The sequence below is a fragment of the Gramella sp. MT6 genome (assembly GCF_019357415.1).
Lineage (GTDB): Bacteria > Bacteroidota > Bacteroidia > Flavobacteriales > Flavobacteriaceae > Christiangramia.
Genome location: NZ_CP048410.1, coordinates 2,939,232 through 2,956,722, shown reverse-complemented (window position 1 = coordinate 2,956,722; position 17,491 = coordinate 2,939,232). Strand labels below are relative to the sequence as shown.

The 17,491-nt window shown below is 38.9% G+C and carries 13 protein-coding genes; 3 read left to right on the top strand and 10 right to left on the bottom strand.

From position 1 onward, the window contains the following. Positions 1 to 30 precede the first annotated feature (30 nt). The gene (locus G3I01_RS13245) at positions 31 to 2,952 is read right to left on the bottom strand and encodes an FAD-binding and (Fe-S)-binding domain-containing protein (RefSeq protein ID WP_219552831.1); all 2,922 of its coding nucleotides are present in this window, start codon (positions 2,950 to 2,952) and stop codon (positions 31 to 33) included. Between the two features lie 138 nt (positions 2,953 to 3,090). Between G3I01_RS13245 and G3I01_RS13240 the strand changes: the two genes are divergently transcribed. After that, positions 3,091 to 3,591 (top strand): hypothetical protein, encoded by a 501-nt coding sequence (locus tag G3I01_RS13240; protein WP_219548660.1) that lies wholly within the window; start codon positions 3,091 to 3,093, stop codon positions 3,589 to 3,591. A 63-nt stretch (positions 3,592 to 3,654) separates the two neighbouring features. Here G3I01_RS13240 and bshA read toward each other — a convergent pair whose 3' ends face one another. The 7 genes from bshA to G3I01_RS13205 all read right to left on the bottom strand — a co-directional run bounded on the left by bshA (position 3,655) and on the right by G3I01_RS13205 (position 12,742). Continuing rightward, positions 3,655 to 4,785 carry an N-acetyl-alpha-D-glucosaminyl L-malate synthase BshA gene (gene bshA / locus G3I01_RS13235; RefSeq protein ID WP_219548658.1) on the bottom strand — a complete coding sequence of 377 codons (1,131 nt, stop codon included), beginning with the start codon at positions 4,783 to 4,785 and terminating at the stop codon, positions 3,655 to 3,657. 3 nt (positions 4,786 to 4,788) lie between these two features. Beyond that, positions 4,789 to 7,716, bottom strand: coding sequence for a glycoside hydrolase family 3 N-terminal domain-containing protein (locus tag G3I01_RS13230; RefSeq protein WP_219548656.1), 2,928 nt, complete (start codon positions 7,714 to 7,716; stop codon positions 4,789 to 4,791). Next, positions 7,716 to 8,201, bottom strand: a complete 486-nt coding sequence (locus G3I01_RS13225) for an ABC transporter ATPase (RefSeq protein ID WP_219548653.1) — start codon at positions 8,199 to 8,201, stop codon at positions 7,716 to 7,718. Before G3I01_RS13225 ends, G3I01_RS13230 begins: the two co-directional genes overlap by 1 nt. A gap of 229 nt (positions 8,202 to 8,430) precedes the next feature. After that, on the bottom strand, positions 8,431 to 9,222 hold the full coding sequence (locus tag G3I01_RS13220) for a (Fe-S)-binding protein (protein WP_219552830.1): 792 nt from the start codon (positions 9,220 to 9,222) through the stop codon (positions 8,431 to 8,433). Between the two features lie 35 nt (positions 9,223 to 9,257). After that, the gene (locus tag G3I01_RS13215) at positions 9,258 to 10,598 is read right to left on the bottom strand and encodes a (Fe-S)-binding protein (protein ID WP_219548651.1); all 1,341 of its coding nucleotides are present in this window, start codon (positions 10,596 to 10,598) and stop codon (positions 9,258 to 9,260) included. A gap of 9 nt (positions 10,599 to 10,607) precedes the next feature. Further along, positions 10,608 to 11,567, bottom strand: coding sequence for an MlaD family protein (locus G3I01_RS13210; protein WP_219548649.1), 960 nt, complete (start codon positions 11,565 to 11,567; stop codon positions 10,608 to 10,610). Between the two features lie 50 nt (positions 11,568 to 11,617). After that, positions 11,618 to 12,742 (bottom strand): N-acetylmuramoyl-L-alanine amidase, encoded by a 1,125-nt coding sequence (locus G3I01_RS13205; RefSeq protein WP_219548643.1) that lies wholly within the window; start codon positions 12,740 to 12,742, stop codon positions 11,618 to 11,620. 136 nt (positions 12,743 to 12,878) lie between these two features. On the opposite strand from G3I01_RS13205, the gene G3I01_RS13200 reads away from it, so the two are divergent. Together G3I01_RS13200 and G3I01_RS13195 are read left to right on the top strand one after the other, a co-directional pair. After that, complete coding sequence (locus tag G3I01_RS13200) at positions 12,879 to 15,572, top strand: putative LPS assembly protein LptD (RefSeq protein WP_219548641.1); 2,694 nt, start codon at positions 12,879 to 12,881, stop codon at positions 15,570 to 15,572. Positions 15,573 to 15,681: 109 nt separating this feature from the next. Continuing rightward, on the top strand, positions 15,682 to 16,065 hold the full coding sequence (locus G3I01_RS13195) for a RidA family protein (RefSeq protein WP_219548639.1): 384 nt from the start codon (positions 15,682 to 15,684) through the stop codon (positions 16,063 to 16,065). On the opposite strand, the gene G3I01_RS13190 is transcribed toward G3I01_RS13195, so the two are convergent. Next, positions 16,066 to 16,434, bottom strand: a complete 369-nt coding sequence (locus G3I01_RS13190; protein WP_219548637.1) for a methylglyoxal synthase — start codon at positions 16,432 to 16,434, stop codon at positions 16,066 to 16,068. Position 16,435: 1 nt separating this feature from the next. After that, complete coding sequence (gene pfkA, locus G3I01_RS13185) at positions 16,436 to 17,422, bottom strand: 6-phosphofructokinase (RefSeq protein ID WP_219548635.1); 987 nt, start codon at positions 17,420 to 17,422, stop codon at positions 16,436 to 16,438. Between the last annotated feature and the right edge of the window lie 69 nt (positions 17,423 to 17,491).

Genomic DNA, 17,491 nt, shown 5'->3' with positions numbered 1-17,491 from the left:
TTTTAAAAAACTATTAACATAGACGGCATTTTAGACTCTATTAAGGGCATTTCTAAGTATAGTTACAGGATGAAGCGCCTGTCTTCCAGTACCATCTTTTATTTGGTGACGGCAACTTGTTCCATTAGCCGAAATAATCACCGATTTATCACTTTTTCTTACCGCTGGAAATAAGGAATTCTCTCCAATTCTCATGCTTATTTCATAGTGTTCTTTCTCATAACCAAAAGAACCGGCCATTCCGCAACATCCTGAAGGAATGATCGTAACCTTATAATTTTTCGGCAGATTTAGGATATCAAAGGTTCTTGAAGCATTAGAAAGTGCTTTTTGATGGCAATGCGCATGAACTTTTATAGTAGCTTGATTTTGGGTGAATTGTTCTGCTTTTATATTGCCTTCTGAAATTTCCTGCTTCAGGAATTCTTCAATTATGAAACTGTTTTTTGCAAGAGTATTTGCTGCAGTCTTATCATCTGCCAGCCTGAGGTATTCATCTCTGAAACTCAAAATTGCAGATGGTTCTACCCCGATCAATGGGGTCTCAGTTGAAATAAGGTCCTTGAAAATAGCAACATTTTTATTTGCCAGAACCTTAGCTTTTGAAAGAAATCCTTTAGATATCTGGCTTCTTCCGCTTTCAGGGTGATCTACTATCAAAACCCTGTACCGTAGTTTGGCCAGCAGATTCAAAGCATCTTTACCAACCTGTACGTCCAGATAATTGGTAAATTCATCATTAAAAAGATAAACCGTTTTAATAGGATCCTTAATATTGAACTTTTCCCTGTTCTTTAAATAATAAGCCTTTAGGGTTTGTTTTCCTACCAGTGGTAATTCCCTTTCCGGTGCAACTCCCAGGAGCTTTTTTGCAATTCCGGAGGTAAACCCATTAGAAAGCACAAATCTCGAGATACCAGGGAATTTCGAAGCCCTTTCATTCTGTTGGGTAATATTGGCAAAAGCCTTATCTCTGAAACTGGGTTTATTGCTTTTATGGTACTGATGCTGAAATTCAGCTTTAAGGGCAGCCATATCCACATTTGAAGGGCACTCGCTTTTACAGCCTTTACAGCTGATGCATAGGTCAAGTACCTCCTTTAATTCAGGATGATCAAAGCGATTTGGTTTATCTGAATTTGTTAAAAATTCCCGAAGCGCATTTGCCCTGGCTCTTGTAGTGTCTTTTTCATCTTTGGTTGCACGGTAGCTTGGACACATGGTTCCCCCAGCTTCAACAGATTTACGACAATCGCCACTTCCGTTACATTTCTCAGCTAACCGCAAAACACCATCGGCATCAGAAAAATCCATGATAGTGTCGATCTCCGGCTCAATCCTGTCTGGTTCATATCTCAGGGAGGTGTCCATGGCAGGAGCATCCACGATCTTACCAGGATTGAAAATATTTTGAGGATCAAAAACGTATTTAACCGCTTTCAGTAATTCATAGATGTGTCTGCCGAACATCAACTCGATAAATTCAGCTCTCACCCTTCCGTCTCCATGTTCACCGCTTAAAGAGCCATTATAGCGCTTAACCAGTTCAGCGACATCTTTAGTGATGCTCCTGAACAGTTTTACATCAGGAGATTTCTTTAAATTCAGGATTGGTCGTAAATGTATCTCCCCGGCGCCGGCATGAGCATAATAAACTGCTTGTTGATCATAAGATTTCATGATCTTGCTGAAATCTGAAATATAATCTGCCAAGACCGGTAGAGCTACAGCGGTATCTTCAATACAGGCTACGGCTTTTCTGTCCCCTTTCATATTTCCCAGCAGTCCCAGACCTGCCTTCCTAAGTTCAAGCGCCAATTCTATTTGCTCATTAAAGAGCACAGGAAAAGCATATCCCAGGCCAGATTCATTCAAGGTTTCCAATAGTGAATTAACCTGATCCTGAAGATCAGATTCTGAATCGCTTCTTAATTCCAGCATCAGGATACCCTGCGGATCACCTTCAATAAAAAAGCGATTCTCCCTGTATTTCAAACTTTCCTTAGTGCAATCCAGGATCACTTTATCCATCATTTCGCAAGTATACAGAGAGTGCTTCATAGCCGGCACTACGGCCTGCATGCATGAATCTATACTTGGATAATGTGCCGCTACCATAGCGGTATATTTTGGAGGTAGATCATCCAACTGAAGAGTTATCTCGGTGATAAAAGCCAGGGTTCCTTCACTACCTGCAATCAGTTTTGAGAAATTGAATTTACCCTTCCCTGGTTCAAAAATTTCTGAGGTAAGTAATTCATCGATCGCATAACCAGTGTTACGCCTATGCAATTCGGCAGGAGGGTAATTTTTTAATATTTCCTCCTGATTTTTTTTATCGCCTAATTTTTCATTAATCAACCGGTAGATCTTGCCCTCCAGGTTTTTCAACTTAAGTTTTGCCTGGTATTCTTCAGGAGTAAGGTCTTTGAATTCAGCTCTAGAACCATCGCTTAGGATAACCTTTAACGAAATGATCTTATCCCTGGTTGTTCCATATTTTATGGAAGTAGTTCCACTGGAATTATTTCCTACCATCCCCCCTATCATGCATCTATTAGACGTAGAGGTATTTGGCCCGAAGAACAAGCCATGTTTTTCAAGCCTCCTGTTCAGGTCGTCCCTTATAACGCCTGGTTGAACGGTAACCATTTTACGGTTCTTATCAATTTTAATAATATCGGTAAAATGCTTGGAGACATCTACTACAATCCCATCTCCAGTGCATTGCCCCGCCAGAGAGGTTCCTGCAGTCCTTGGTATTAATGAGGTGTTATGCTCTTTTGCAAAATTGATAAGTTTAACCAGGTCATCATCATTCTTCGGGAAACTTACCGCTAATGGCATTTCACGATATACCGACGCATCGGTAGCATATATTGTTTTCCAAAGGGCGTCATATTGTAACTTTCCCTGGAGCTGTTCAGATAGTTGATTTAGGGCTGCCTTCATTTTCATACTCAAATTTAGAAGTTTTCTCTTTCTCTGCTTAACAGTTTTTTAATTAATATTAACAATACATTTGCTAGCCAGGACGTTTTACTAACGGTATTCAAATTAAATTTGTTCCATCTAATAAAACAATCAAACATGAAAAAATTAGTTCTATTGGCAGCTTTTACATTTGGAGCTGTTTTTTTTAGTCAGACTAACGCTCAGACTATTTCTGAAAACGCAATTGGTTTAAGAATTGGTGGTGGAAACAGTTATGGCGCTGAAGTTTCATACCAAAGAGCTATTGGAGGCGATAACAACCGTCTGGAATTAGATCTGGGCTGGAGAAATGACAGTAATTATGATGCCATCAAATTGGTGGGACTTTACCAGTGGGTCTGGAATATTGAAGGAGGATTCAATTGGTACGTAGGTGCCGGTGCTGGATTGGGTAGTTATGACGATAATCGTCGTGATGATATAGACTATGATGATGGTCTTTTTGCGTTAATCGCAGGAGATATCGGGTTAGAATATAATTTTGATTTCCCGCTACTACTATCACTAGATTTCAGACCAGAGATAGGATTCTCTGATTATAGAGATCATGATGATTTTTCACCAGACATCGCTTTAGGAATAAGATATCAGTTTTAGATTTTCTTAAATAGATAGGTTTAAGAAATGAAAAAGTGGAGAATTGATTCTCCACTTTTTTTTTTATGCTTTGATCAGAGCTTTTTGATATAACTCTTCATACATGGGAACTATATTATTTATATCGAATTTCTCAGCCGCTTCTCCTGCCTGTTTCTTAAATTTCATTAGAGTATCATGATCGGCAAGTATGGAAATAGCACTTTCAGCCATACCCTTCACATCACCCACATCATGAAGATACCCAGAAAAACCTCCAATATTAACTTCAGGTAAACCACCTGTATTAGAGGATATTACAGGTACCGAGTGAACCATTGCTTCAAGTGCTGCAAGTCCAAAACTTTCTGTTTCAGATGGTAATAAAAAGAGGTCTGAGAAGCATAAGATCTTATCGATCTCATTACTTTGTCCCAGGAACAGAACGCGATCGCGGATCCCTAATTCTCTAACAAGTTTCTCAGCTGTTTCTCTTTCCGGTCCTTCTCCAACCATCATTAAACGAGCCTTTAAATTCTTCTGAACTTCAAAAAAGATCTTTACCACATCTTCGACTCTCTTGACTTTTCTGAAGTTACTCACATGGGTAATGATCTTTTCATCATCATGCGCCATTAATTCCCTCTGACAGTCTGTAAAGATCTGCTGCTTGAATTTCGAAACATCAATAAAGTTCGGAATAACATCAATATCTTTCTTTATATTGAAAAATTTCAAAGTATCCTCTTTAAGGCTTTCAGAAACTGAAGTTACAAAGTCGCTGTTGTTTATACTAAAGGTAACTGCCGGTTTATAGAACGGGTGATTTCCTACAAGAGTAATATCTGTACCATGCAGGGTCGTAACCATAGGAATGGATATTCCCTCTTCCTCAAGCATTTTTTTGGCCATGTATCCCGCATAGGCGTGAGGAATTGCATAATGTACATGCAAAAGTTCTATCCCGTAATTTTTCACAACATTCACCAATTTACTGCTTAAGGCAAGTTCATATGGCTGGTAATGGAAAAGGGGATATTCAGGAACATTTACTTCATGAAACCTGATATTACTGGATATGGTTTCCAGCCGAACCGGTTGTTTGTAGGTCACAAAATGCACCTCGTGACCTCTTCTGGAAAGTGCAAGGCCTAACTCTGTAGCTACTACTCCACTTCCTCCGAAGGTAGGATAACAAACAATGGCAATTTTCATCAATTAATAATATATAGATTCGTAAATAACTTTCTGAATTTCAGATCTTATATCTTCCCTTATTAATTTTCGGTTATTCGAATCGGGATAAGTTCTATTAGACAAAAATACGTAAACAATCTCTTCTTCCGGGTCTGCCCATGCAAAAGTGCCGGTAAAACCACTATGGCCAAAACTCATCATAGAAACGCAATTACATGTAGGTCCTGCCTCCCCTAATTGGGGTTTATCGAACCCAACCCCTCTTCGTACATTATCCTCGCAATAATAGCAGGTGTTATACTTATCTATGGTTTCCTTATCAAGAAATTTCTCTCCACCATAGGTACCGCCATTCATATAGGTCTGCATGATCTTGGCAACATCATTAGCTGTGCTAAATAGACCGGCATGACCTCCAATTCCGCCCTGCATAGCCGCACCCTGATCATGAACATAACCCCTGACTACCTGGTTCCTCCATAGTAGGTCATTTTCTGTAGGAGCAATTTGAGTGCTGTCAAAACGGGTTCTTGGCAAGTATCCGGTATAGCTCGCACCCATAGGCTTGTAAATATGTTCCTGGGTAAGGTTCTGCAAAGAGGTTTGATAATAAGATTCAAGGTAGTATTTAAGTAAATAATATGGCAGGTCGCTGTATTTATACTGAAGACGTCTTTCCAGGTCGCTCTCCTTTATTATGTTGATAATTGTATCGCCAGTATCCTTTCTTATATACATTTTATCTGCCACCTGTGTATTGAAAAGGTCAGATGGAGTCTCACTATAATAATCGGCAGAGAGTTTCTTTGTCTTTGGGTCTAGCGTTGAGATGTAAAACGGGATCCAGGCTTGCAAACGACCATAATGCATTAGCATATCCTGTAATCTTATCTTTTCCTTATTTGAACCTATCATTTGCGGAAGAAGTTCTCCTAGTTTAGTGTCAAAATTCAGTACTTCTTTCTCATCAAGCTCCATAACCAAAGGGAGCGTGGCCAGGATCTTGGTTAAAGAGGCTAGATCATAAATAGTAGTATCGGTTACCGGAATTTCTTTTTCATAGGTTTGATAGCCGAAATTCTTATTATAAACCACTTTTCCTTTTCGAGCTATCAGGATCTGACCTCCCGGAGTCATCTCTTTATCAATAGCTATTTGCATTATACTATCGATTTTTGCCAGATGAGCAGAATTCATCCCAACAGTTTCCGGCATCCCGTAAGAAAGCCTTTCAATATTATTAGTATTAAAACCAGTCCCAACCGGAAATTCGTCTTTTATACTTACGGGAAGCTTTCCTTTAGCATTTACTCCTCCAAACAAAACCTGAGCAACTTTCCTTTGGGCTACCGGATTATTCTGATAACCAACAATAATTCCCTCAAGATTGGCAAAGCTTTTAATATCAAGCAATGCATAAGGCCTGGCAAAAAGTGAAAGTACTGTTTTGTTCTTTCTGGCGATCTCATGCAACCATACCAGTTCTTTATCTGAAAATTTATAGGATGCCCAGGGGCTGGTATCTGGTTTATGAAACCCAACCACCACGTAATTATAATCCTCAAGTTTCTCAAGGAGATCTGAAAGATTCGCTGCTTTCACCCAATCTACGCTAGCATATTTTTTCATTTGATCCAGAAACGGGCTGCCATCATCATTTCCGAAATTAACATAGGCTATCTTCTTTTTATCCAGTTTTTTCACCGGTACGAGTGCCTTATTATTTTTAACCACCGTCACGGCATTCTCGAAAAGCTCTTCGAGCAAGGCTTCGTCTTGGGTCGTATATAGGTCTGCAATTAAATTTTTGGTCTCTATAGGCTTAAATTCATTCAATCCAACCTTATATTTTGCCTTCAATATTTTTTTAACGGAAAGTTCAAGTCTTTCTTCTGAAATTTGTCCCGAATTAACCGCGTCCACAATACTTTTTGAAGCCTTCCCTATATCTTCACTCATAAGAAGAACATCATTACCTGCAAGAAATGCATCCAGATCTACTTCTCCAGGCTCCTTATTTCTGGAAACTCCTTTCATATCAAGCGCATCAGTAAAAATGAGCCCACTAAAACTCATATTATCCTTTAGCACATCGGTAATAATAGCTTGAGATAAAGACGCCGGAGTCCCGTTTTCAGCTTCCAGTTCAGGCACGTTAAGATGAGCCACCATGATACTACTAAGTCCATTAGGGATCAATTCCTTGTAAGGATACAACTCTACTTTATCTATCCTTTCTGAAGAAAAACTGATTGTTGGCAAAGTTTTATGTGAATCTGAATCTGTGTCCCCATGGCCAGGAAAATGTTTGGCGCTGCTTAAAGCCCCTTCCCGATGCATTCCATCCATAAAAGCGAGAGCCTTCTGAGTTACGTTGAATTTATCTTCACCAAAGGAACGATTCCCAATAATGGGATTATCGGGATTAGTATTAATATCTACAACCGGAGCAAAATTAAAATGAACTCCCAATCTCTTCGTATGCCTTGAAATCGCAGCACCCGCTTCTTCTACTAATTTATTGTCCTGAATGGCTCCCAGGGTCATGTTCCATGGCAAGGCATAAGTACTATCCAGTCGCATCGCCAGGCCCCATTCGGCATCCATTACAATTAGTAGGGGTACATCAGACATTTCCTGGAATTCGTTGGTAAGCTGGGCCTGTTTAACCGGACCTCCTTTGGAAAAAATAAGTCCGCCTATATGATTTTCTTTGATTTGCTTCCTGATGCTATCGGCCTCGTTGTCATTTTTAGACCAGATACTAGCCATGAACAACTGGCCAACTTTTTGTTTCAGCGACATGGAATCGTAGATACTGTCTACCCAGGCCTTTTGTGCCAAGAGATCATCAGCCAATAATGGATCTTCGATTTGTGAAGAACCATTAAAAGAAATAAATAAAAATAAAAGTAAGATGTAAGACGGCAGGGGCTGCTTCAACTTCATTAATTCATAAATCGTTTATGCCAACTTTCAGACGCCGGAACTTCCCAGTCTGAAAGATATTCGGCCTTATTATTTACCAGGTTATTAAAGACTATAGTATTCGGGGAAACCGCACGCTGTTTGGCCATTTTTCTAAAATCGGTTAAACTTTTATAAGCGATGAATTCTCCCTGTTTATAGGATACATTCATTTTATCAAGTAGATCTACATTGTATTCCTTTTCCAGTTGCTGAATGAACTGCACAGAAGCATCTATAGAGCATCCTGAAGCGGCATTAAGTTGCTGGTCCAGGGCTATAGTTATAAAACGATTGTATTTAATTTCGTAAGAAGCTTTGAGATCTGCACCATGAGCGGTCCATTTCTCAATAAAGAGATCCAGTTTTTTAGAAATTTCCTGAATTTCTTCTTCGGTAAAAGACCTGTTGGCCTGATAAATCCATACTCTGGAGCTATCGGCCAGGCTATCAAAAGGTACTAACATAAAGGCTAATATTGATTTTGTACAAATCTAATTTATTTAGCCCACAGCTCAAATATAGTACCGTGATTTAACTTTTGATATTTCCTTTTATCATAGATAAATATTGATCAAAAAAAAGTTCTGCTAAAATTGCTTCAGCAGAACTTCTATATTAAAAATTGATGTTATTCTAAAAGTCACGAAAAAATCCGAATGACTTTAATAATTCTTATTTTAAAATTTATTTTTCCTATAGATCTTCAGCGTTGGCAATAAGCTCTGCCACGTCCATAACCTCGACGCTATCCTCCTTTTCTTTATTCTTAACACCATCTGTCATCATGGTGTTGCAAAAAGGACAACCAGCAGCTATGATCTCAGGCTCAACTTCCAATGCCTGCTCAGTTCTTTCGATATTCACATCTTTGTTCCCTGGTTCCGGCTCCTTGAACATCTGTCCTCCACCGGCTCCACAGCAAAGACCATCTTTTTTACATTTTCGCATTTCCACAAGCTCGACTTCAAGCTTTCTAAGAAGATCTCTTGGAGCTTCATATTCGTTGTTGGCACGCCCTAAATAACAAGGATCATGGAAAGTGATCTTCTTGCCCTTGAATTTTCCTCCTTCAACCTTAAGTCTTCCTTCGTTAAGAAGAGCTTTAAGGAATTGGGTATGATGCATCACATCATAATTCCCACCTAAAGCAGGATATTCATTTTTAAGGGTATTAAAGCAGTGAGGACAGGCGGTTACTACTTTTCTTATTTCGTAACCATTTAATACTTCGATATTAGTCGCTGCCTGCATCTGGAAAAGAAACTCATTCCCCGCTCTTTTTGCAGGATCTCCAGTACAGCTTTCTTCGGTTCCCAAAACTGCAAAATCCACTCCAGCTTGATGTAATAACTTAACGAAAGCTTTAGTGATCTTTTTTGCACGGTCATCAAAACTTCCGGCACATCCAACCCAGAACAAAACCTCGGGTTTTTTGCCTTCCGCCATATATTCGGCCATTGTTGGAACCTTAAGTGCATCTGCCATATCGTTGATCTTTATCTTATTCTTTAATTCGTAATTTATTTTTCTTTCGCCCAGTTTAAACGATCCATCTGGTTGTAAGGCCATGGTGCTCCGTTGTTTTCGATATTGGTCATCGCAATAGCCAGTTCGTTTGGAGCAGCACTTTGTTCCATTACCAGATATCTTCTCATATCCAGAATAATGGAAAGTGGATCTATACCTATAGGGCAGGCCTCTACACAAGCGTTACAGGTTGTACAGGCCCAAAGTTCTTCTCTGGTAATATAATCATCCAGTAATTGCTTACCGTCATCTTCAAATTTCCCATTCTTATTGATGATCTCACCAATTTCCTCTACCCTGTCACGAGTATCCATCATGATCTTTCTTGGAGAAAGTTTCTTCCCGGTTTGATTGGCAGGACATTCTGAAGTACAACGTCCACACTCTGTACAGGTATAGGAATTTAAAAGCTGTACCTGGTTAAGATCAAAAATATCTGAAGCTCCAAATTTTTCAGGTTCGCCTTCATCTTCTCCTTCAGCAGGAGCAGCAAAAGGATCGGCATTTGGATCCATCATTAACTCCACCTCTTTCTTCACCGCTTCCAGATTATCAAATTCACCCTGAGGAGTCAACTTAGAAAGATATACGTTCGGGAAAGCAAGGATGATATGTAAATGTTTTGAATAATACAGGTAGTTAAGGAAAAATAGAATTCCGAGGATATGTAACCACCAGGCTGCTCTTTCAATAATAATTAAGGTAGCATTGCTTAGACCATCTAAAAGCGGCAATAAATACTGGCTTATAGGAAAACTCCCCATAATACCGTCTTCAGAAGCATAATGATCTGCTCCATTTAATTGCAATTGATAGTCGGCGGCATTCATGGTAAGGAAAAGGATCATTAGCACCATTTCGAAGTACAGGATGTAGTTCGCATCATTCTTAGGCCAGCCTTTAAGCTCTTTACTCAAAAACCTTTTTATATGGATCACATTACGTCTAATCCAGAAAAGGATCACTCCTACGAATACTAAAAGGGCAAGGATCTCAAAACTAAATATCAGAACGTCGTAAAAACCTCCCAGGAAAGAAAAAATACGATGTGTTCCAAAAACACCATCGATCACAATTTCTAAAACTTCAATATTGATTATGATAAAACCTACATATACCACGAGATGTAACAAACCTGCGATAGGTCTTTTCACCATTTTGCTTTGACCCATAGCAACCCGAGCCATTTTCGCGAATCTTTCGCCGGGATTATCTGAGCGATCTACTTCTTTCCCTAATTTCAGGTTGCGGATTACTCGTTTAATGTTTCTGGCAAAAAAGCCAATTCCTGCCACTAAGGCAATTATGAAAAGGATCTGGGCAACGATTTGCATGGTGGTTGGTTATTTTAAAGAATCTTTCGGAGCGTCGTACGGACCAGGGTTTTTCCCAAATACTGAAAAATGAACATATCGCTTCGGATTCAGTTTAACATCCTGTAGCAATTCTTCCAGTTGTTTAGTGGCCCTGTCTAAATTATTATACACGGCGTCATCATTAATAAGTCTCGCGGCGGTACCTTCTCCATTATTCAGTTTATCGGAAATATCTTCGAAGTCTGCGATCACTTTCTCCAGATCATTTGTGATCTTACCAATGTTCATAGTAGAAAGTGTATCTGAAAACTTATTAAAATTACCAGACATCTCATCGAGATTGGTAAAAGTTCTGTCTAATTTTTCTGAATTCCCCTGAACGATACCTTGTAATTCATTGGCAGTTACCTGGAACGATGAAACGGTTGCATCAAGATTTTTGAAAGTACCTCTAATGTTATTTCGAGTAGAGTCATCAAGGATCTCAGTAATAGCCGTAAGCATAGAATCTGCACTTACTATAGTATTTTCCAGTTTTTTCTGAAGGGGTGTTAACCTGTCATTCACAAGTTCCATAATTCCTTCTTCTTTATCACCCTGGAGCGTGTCACCAGATTTGGCGACTCCCATCTCGGAATCATATTTAGGAACTATAGCCAAAGATTTCCCACCAATTATACTACCTCCATAGATAAGAGCTTCGCTACTTTTAGAAAATGGAAAATCATTCTTTACGGTAAAGGTTACCAGAAGATCTCCTGAATTATTTAAAAAATCTATACCGGTGATGGTCCCTACTTTAAGACCATTTATAGTAACTTCAGAGGAAGGAGACAAACCTTCAACATCATCATATACTGCGTAAAAGGTTCGACTGTTGTCCAGTAGATTTTCCCCTTTAAGAAAACTATAACCGAAAATTAAAATCACTATTGCGATAATAGCTAGCAGGGCAGTTTTTACCTCTCTGGAATATTTCAAAAGCATGTATTTTAATGGATACGCACAAATTTAGAAATAAATATATAAAAGCCGTTCTATTTAAGCTTAGATTTTAACGCGTCATTAACCGTTATCTTCTGGTCGTTTTTAAACGCAACGATATAACTGGTTGGGTATCCCTTCTTTATCGCTTCCTGATGTAATTGCTGAATTTTTAAATAATCTGAAGTTTCTCCGTAGTAATATTTATATAAACTACCTTCCTTGGTACGATCTATATTGCTTAGTCCTTTAAAATTATACGGCTTGGTATCAATTTTTTTAGAACCGGCAGCCAGCTGAATTCTGAATGTGACATCTTCATAGATCTGGGAAGATGGAGTCACTGGGGAATCATGATGTTCTACTGGATGATCTTTGGCGATACTTTCCAAAAGGTCCAAATTTATAGTACCGCTATATTCAATAATAGCATTGGTAATAGCTCTGGCCATGTCATCCTGCCCTCTTCTACTATTAAGATAAGGCCCTTCCTGGTTGTTGGTAAGAAATCCTGTTTCTACCAATACACTAGGCATATAAGTTTGATGAAGAACAATAAGTCCCATTTGTTTCACGCCTCTATTCTTTCTCTTAAGATCATTGGTGAATTCCTTCTGAACAAGATCTGCTAAAAGTATACTTTGATCAAGGTATTCTTCCTGCATAATAGTTAACCCGATAAAAGATTCCGGTGAGTTTGGATCATAACCTTCATAGGTAACTTCGTAATTTTCCTCCAGGTAGATCACCGAGTTCTCCTTTTTAGCAACTTCGAAATTCGTTTCATTACGGTTAAGACCTAAAACAAAAGTTTCTGTTCCTGAAGCCTGGGAACTGTGAGAATTACAATGAACCGAAACAAAAAGATCTGCATTAGCTTCATTTGCTATGCGACCTCTTTCAAATAATTCTACAAAAACATCGGTCTTCCTGGTGTAAACAACTTTAATATTGTCATATTTTTCAAGGGCCTGACCTATCTTTAAAATAATACTTAAGGCAATGTCCTTTTCCTTGAATCCATTCCCCATGTTTCCAGGGTCTTTCCCCCCGTGCCCGGCGTCAAGCACCACTACAAACTCCTCTTTTTCAGGCGGAATTTCCGCTGAAATAGCAGGAATAGAAAGACCAAATATAAAAGTTGTGAATACGAAAAGTTTAAGTAAGTTCGTTCTCATAAAAAGCTAACGCTTAAGTAGGTTGAATATTTTAATTACTATTTTTCCTGCACACCCAAAAGTCAGCTGAAAAAATATATGTAATTTTGAATTTGCAAAAAGCAAGCCAATCCGTACAAAAATAGCACTTAAAGCATTGCAAACAAATATCCCCAATACTCTTTTTTGCTTCGTTTTTACGCTGTTCTTTTCAGTTGTTCTTCATTCACAGGAAGTTGAAACCAACTCTATTCCTGTAAGATCTGAAAAGGATTCCATAGCACCTGCCATGGATTCTGAAGAGATCGCGAAACAACTCCAACCTCAGGATACAGTAAAGACCGATACCGTAGGAAAACCACAATTTTTAACCGATGTAGTTAACTACACTGCGAAGGATTATATGCGCCTAAGTCCTAAGGATAATAAAATGTATCTCTATAACGAGGCAAAGATCATTTATGGCGATATGACCATTGAAGCCGGGCTAATTATTATTGACAATGAAAGGAATGAAGTTTTTGCCTACGGGATACCCGATTCTATTGGAGAATATTCTCAAAAACCGATTTTCACCCAGGCTCAAAGAAAAGTAGAGCCAGATTCTATAAGGTTTAATTTTGATTCCCAGAGGGCACTTGTCTATAACTCAAGAACACAGGAAGCCGAATTCAATGTAAAGGGAATGGTCACAAAAAGAGAGAATGATTCAGTTTATTTCATGAAGAATGTGCGGTTCACTACTTCTGAAGATGTTGATGATCCGGAATATTTCTTTTATGCCAGGAGGATAAAATTTGTACCGGATAAAAAGATCGTAACGGGGCTGGTTAATATGTATATCGCAGATGTGCCTACACCTTTAGGTTTACCCTTTGGATATTTCCCCCTTACAGATGAAGAAACGTCCGGATTTATTATTCCTTCTTTCGGAGATAGCCAGTATGGTTATAATTTACAGAACGGAGGTTATTATTTCGCTATAAGCGATTATGTAGACCTGTTAACCCTGGGAAGTTATTATACCAACGGATCATACACACTTGAATTTTCTTCAAATTATGCCAAGCGTTATCGATATAGGGGTAATGCCAGGGTACGATATGAGAAGTTATTCAACAGTGAGCGGGGATTTCCAGATTTCAGCGAAAGATCCTCATATAATATACAATGGAGCCATAGTCAGGATGCTAAGGCAAACCCAAGTTCCAGGTTTTCAGCATCGGTTAACCTTGGTAGTAGCGAGTATTATGCAGAATCGATCAACCAGGCGAACCAGGGGAATTATCTGAATAACACATTAAGTTCATCGGTTTCTTATAGCAAAACCTTTCCCGGAGAGCCACAGGTTAACCTTAGTTTGGCGGCAAGACACTCTCAGAATACAAGAACACAGGAAATTAACCTAAGTCTTCCTACTCTTCAATTGAGCATGTCTAGGATCTATCCTTTTGCACCCGCGGGGGGAGCGAAAAAGGGATTTTTTCAGAATATCAACCTTCAGTATAACCTACGGGCAGAGAACCAAATGAATACCGTGGATTCTTTGTTCTTTAAACCTGAAATGTTCAGAGATGCGAGATTAGGAGCACAGCATTCCATTCCATTATCTACCAACTTTAAAATTTTTAAGTTTTTAAGTGTTAGTACAGGAACCAGTTACGAAGAGACCTGGGTTTCAAAAACTTTTGAAAGAAATTACGATCCCGTGATCGATGATGTGGTAATTGATACCATCAGCGGATTTGATGCTTACAGAACCTATAATTTTAACGCTAGTATAGGTACCACAATTTATGGTCTGAAGAATTTCGGGAAAGACAAGAAAATACAGGCAATCAGGCATGTGATGAGGCCTTCGGTAAGCTATAACATCAATCCCTCTTTTGATAGATATTATGATTCTTATGAACGTGATAATCCCAATACAGAAGATATCGTAGAACTGGTGGATTATTCGAGGTTTGATGGAACTTTATACGGAGCTCCCGGACAGAATTTCTCTAGTTCAATAGGGCTGAATTTAAGTAATACTTTCGAGGCTAAAGTAAGAGATAAAGACAGTACTGCTATAGATCCCAAGAAGATCACCCTTTTAAATAACCTGAGTGTTAGTACCAGCTATAACCTGGCTGGAGATTCGCTAAGATTGTCCCCTATTGCCATTCGTGGTTCTATACCTATTGTAAAAAATAAACTGGATATCAACTTTGGTGGAAACCTGGATATTTATGCCCTTAATAATAACAACAGGCGAATTGATAAGCTGAATATCGAAAATGGCGGTAGTCTCTTCAGACTTACCAATGGTAGCGTAAACTTTGGCTATGCATTCTCAAGTAAAGATTTTGACGGAACTGACGAAGAAGATACAGATGATCTGGATAATGAAACCTATAGAAATGGTGGTAGACCAGATGATCTATTCGGAAAAGGAATGGGAATAGATGGAGAGTTATTTGATGATGATCCCTTTGAAGGAAAGGAAACCGAGAATGAGAATGGCTGGTATAACTATAAGATACCATGGGATGTGCGACTCGCCTATTCTATGAACTATTCTAACAATGCAAGACAAAGCGAGATCTCGGCGCATTCTATCATGTTCAATGGTAACGTAGAACTGGCTCCAAAATGGCAAATTGGGGTGAGCTCTGGTTATGATCTAGTAAATAATGGGGTAACCCCAACGCAACTTAGATTTCAAAGAGACCTGAATAGCTGGATGATGAGTTTTAGCTGGGTGCCATTCGGGGATAGAAAGTCCTGGAACTTCTTAATAAGGATCAAAGCGAATGTTCTTAGTGATATCAAGTATGATAAGAGAAGAGTTCCAGACAGACGTCTTTAATTTGCAACTGGCAATATGAGTTTCTAATTTTCAGAACTCAAACATCATATTAGTATCTCAGAACCATTTCAGTCTAGAAATTTTATATTAACAAACTCAAATAAGACAAATGAAAAAGATCATACAAACCAAAAATGCACCTGCTCCAATAGGTCCTTATAACCAGGCAATATTTGCAGGAAATACACTATATGTATCAGGACAGATCGCCCTCGATCCAGAAAGCGGTGACCTAATTACAGATGATCTGGAAAAGGAAACGGTACAGGTTCTTGAGAATCTAAAAGCTATTATTACCGAGGCCGGTCTAACTATGGATCATATTGTAAAAACCTCAATTTTTATAAGCGATATGAATAACTTTGGAAGGATCAACGAAGTTTATTCCAGATATTTCGATTCTGAGAATGCTCCAGCCAGAGAAACCGTAGAGGTTGCCAACCTCCCGAAATTTGTTAATGTCGAAATTAGCGCTATCGCGGTAAAATTCTAATTATTCCAAACCTCGAATTAATAGCCTGGCAGTAGCCGGGTTTGTTGCCAATGGTACGTTGTGTACATCACACAACCTCATGAGCATAAAAATATCGGGTTCGTGGGGATGTTTATCTAATGGGTCTCTAAAGAAGATCACCATATCTACCAGGCCTTCGGCAATCCTCGCAGCAATCTGCGCATCGCCTCCCAGAGGTCCTGAAAGTAATTTTTCTACTTCATAACCGGCTGCTTCAGTTTTAGAACCTGTGGTACCGGTCGCAATGATCTTTAATTGTTTTGAATGTAGTATATCCCTGTTTTCATTTAAGAATTGAACCATTTCTGGTTTTTTTCCATCATGGGCAATAATAGCAATGGTTTTCATATTAGGTAGATAAGATTTCAGAAATCCTTAAGAGGTCTTTATTAATATTATGCTTTCCTTTTAGCGCCTGGTCTAAACTACAGGATTCTATTTCATTATTCATCATACCAACCATAAGGTCCTTCTTACCATCAAGTAATAGTTCCACTGCTTTAACAGAAAGTCTGCTGGCCAGAACTCTATCAAAACAGGTTGGTCTACCTCCTCTTTGAATATGACCTAGAACCGTAACCCGGGCGTCATAATAAGGAAGATTTTTCTTCACGTATTCAGCCAGTTCAAAAACATTCTTACCTATCTTATCACCTTCAGAAACCACAACGATACTTGAGGTTTTGCCTGCTCTTCTACTCCTTTCCAATGAATCGAGCAATCTTTCTAAACCAAGATTTTCTTCCGGAATAAGGATCTCTTCAGCCCCTGCTCCAATTCCGCTGTTTAATGCAATAAAACCTGCATCGCGACCCATTACCTCTACAAAGAACAACCTGTTATGGGAACTGGCAGTATCACGTATCTTATCTATGGCTTCTACCACAGTATTTAGAGCGGTATCATAACCAATAGTGTAATGTGTACCGAAAATATCATTATCAATAGTGCCGGGCACCCCTATTACCGGAATTTTATGCTCCTGGCTAAACACCTGGCCACCTCTAAAAGTACCGTCTCCACCAATAAGGATCATCGCATCAACTTCGGCTTCTTTAAGATTCTGAGCTGCTTTAGCCCTGCCCTCCTTTGTCATAAATTCTTTGGAACGAGCAGACTGTAAGATGGTTCCACCCTGGTTTACTATATTTCGTACGCTACGGGCATTCAGATTTATAGAATCTCCGCTTATCATTCCCTGAAAACCTTGGTAATAACCAACACAATCTGTATGATAATATGCACAGGTCCTAACAACCGCTCTAATAGCGGCATTCATTCCCGGAGAATCTCCTCCAGAGGTCATTACCCCAATACGTCTAACTTTTTTACTCATAAATAATGATAATTGAAACTTAAATCTACAAACTAAATTTAAAGATTAAAGCAAACAGGTCTATTTCTT

Coding starts and splice junctions, on each gene's coding strand:
- G3I01_RS13195 (WP_219548639.1), top strand. CDS start 15,682: ATGAAAAAGATCATACAAACCAAAAATGCACCTGCTCCAATAGGTCCT.
- G3I01_RS13240 (WP_219548660.1), top strand. CDS start 3,091: ATGAAAAAATTAGTTCTATTGGCAGCTTTTACATTTGGAGCTGTTTTT.
- G3I01_RS13190 (WP_219548637.1), bottom strand. CDS start 16,434: ATGAAAACCATTGCTATTATTGCCCATGATGGAAAAAAACCAGAAATG.
- pfkA (WP_219548635.1), bottom strand. CDS start 17,422: ATGAGTAAAAAAGTTAGACGTATTGGGGTAATGACCTCTGGAGGAGAT.
- G3I01_RS13205 (WP_219548643.1), bottom strand. CDS start 12,742: ATGAGAACGAACTTACTTAAACTTTTCGTATTCACAACTTTTATATTT.
- bshA (WP_219548658.1), bottom strand. CDS start 4,785: ATGAAAATTGCCATTGTTTGTTATCCTACCTTCGGAGGAAGTGGAGTA.
- G3I01_RS13220 (WP_219552830.1), bottom strand. CDS start 9,222: ATGGCAGATGCACTTAAGGTTCCAACAATGGCCGAATATATGGCGGAA.
- G3I01_RS13230 (WP_219548656.1), bottom strand. CDS start 7,716: ATGAAGTTGAAGCAGCCCCTGCCGTCTTACATCTTACTTTTATTTTTA.
- G3I01_RS13225 (WP_219548653.1), bottom strand. CDS start 8,201: ATGTTAGTACCTTTTGATAGCCTGGCCGATAGCTCCAGAGTATGGATT.
- G3I01_RS13245 (WP_219552831.1), bottom strand. CDS start 2,952: ATGAAGGCAGCCCTAAATCAACTATCTGAACAGCTCCAGGGAAAGTTA.
- G3I01_RS13215 (WP_219548651.1), bottom strand. CDS start 10,598: ATGCAAATCGTTGCCCAGATCCTTTTCATAATTGCCTTAGTGGCAGGA.
- G3I01_RS13210 (WP_219548649.1), bottom strand. CDS start 11,567: ATGCTTTTGAAATATTCCAGAGAGGTAAAAACTGCCCTGCTAGCTATT.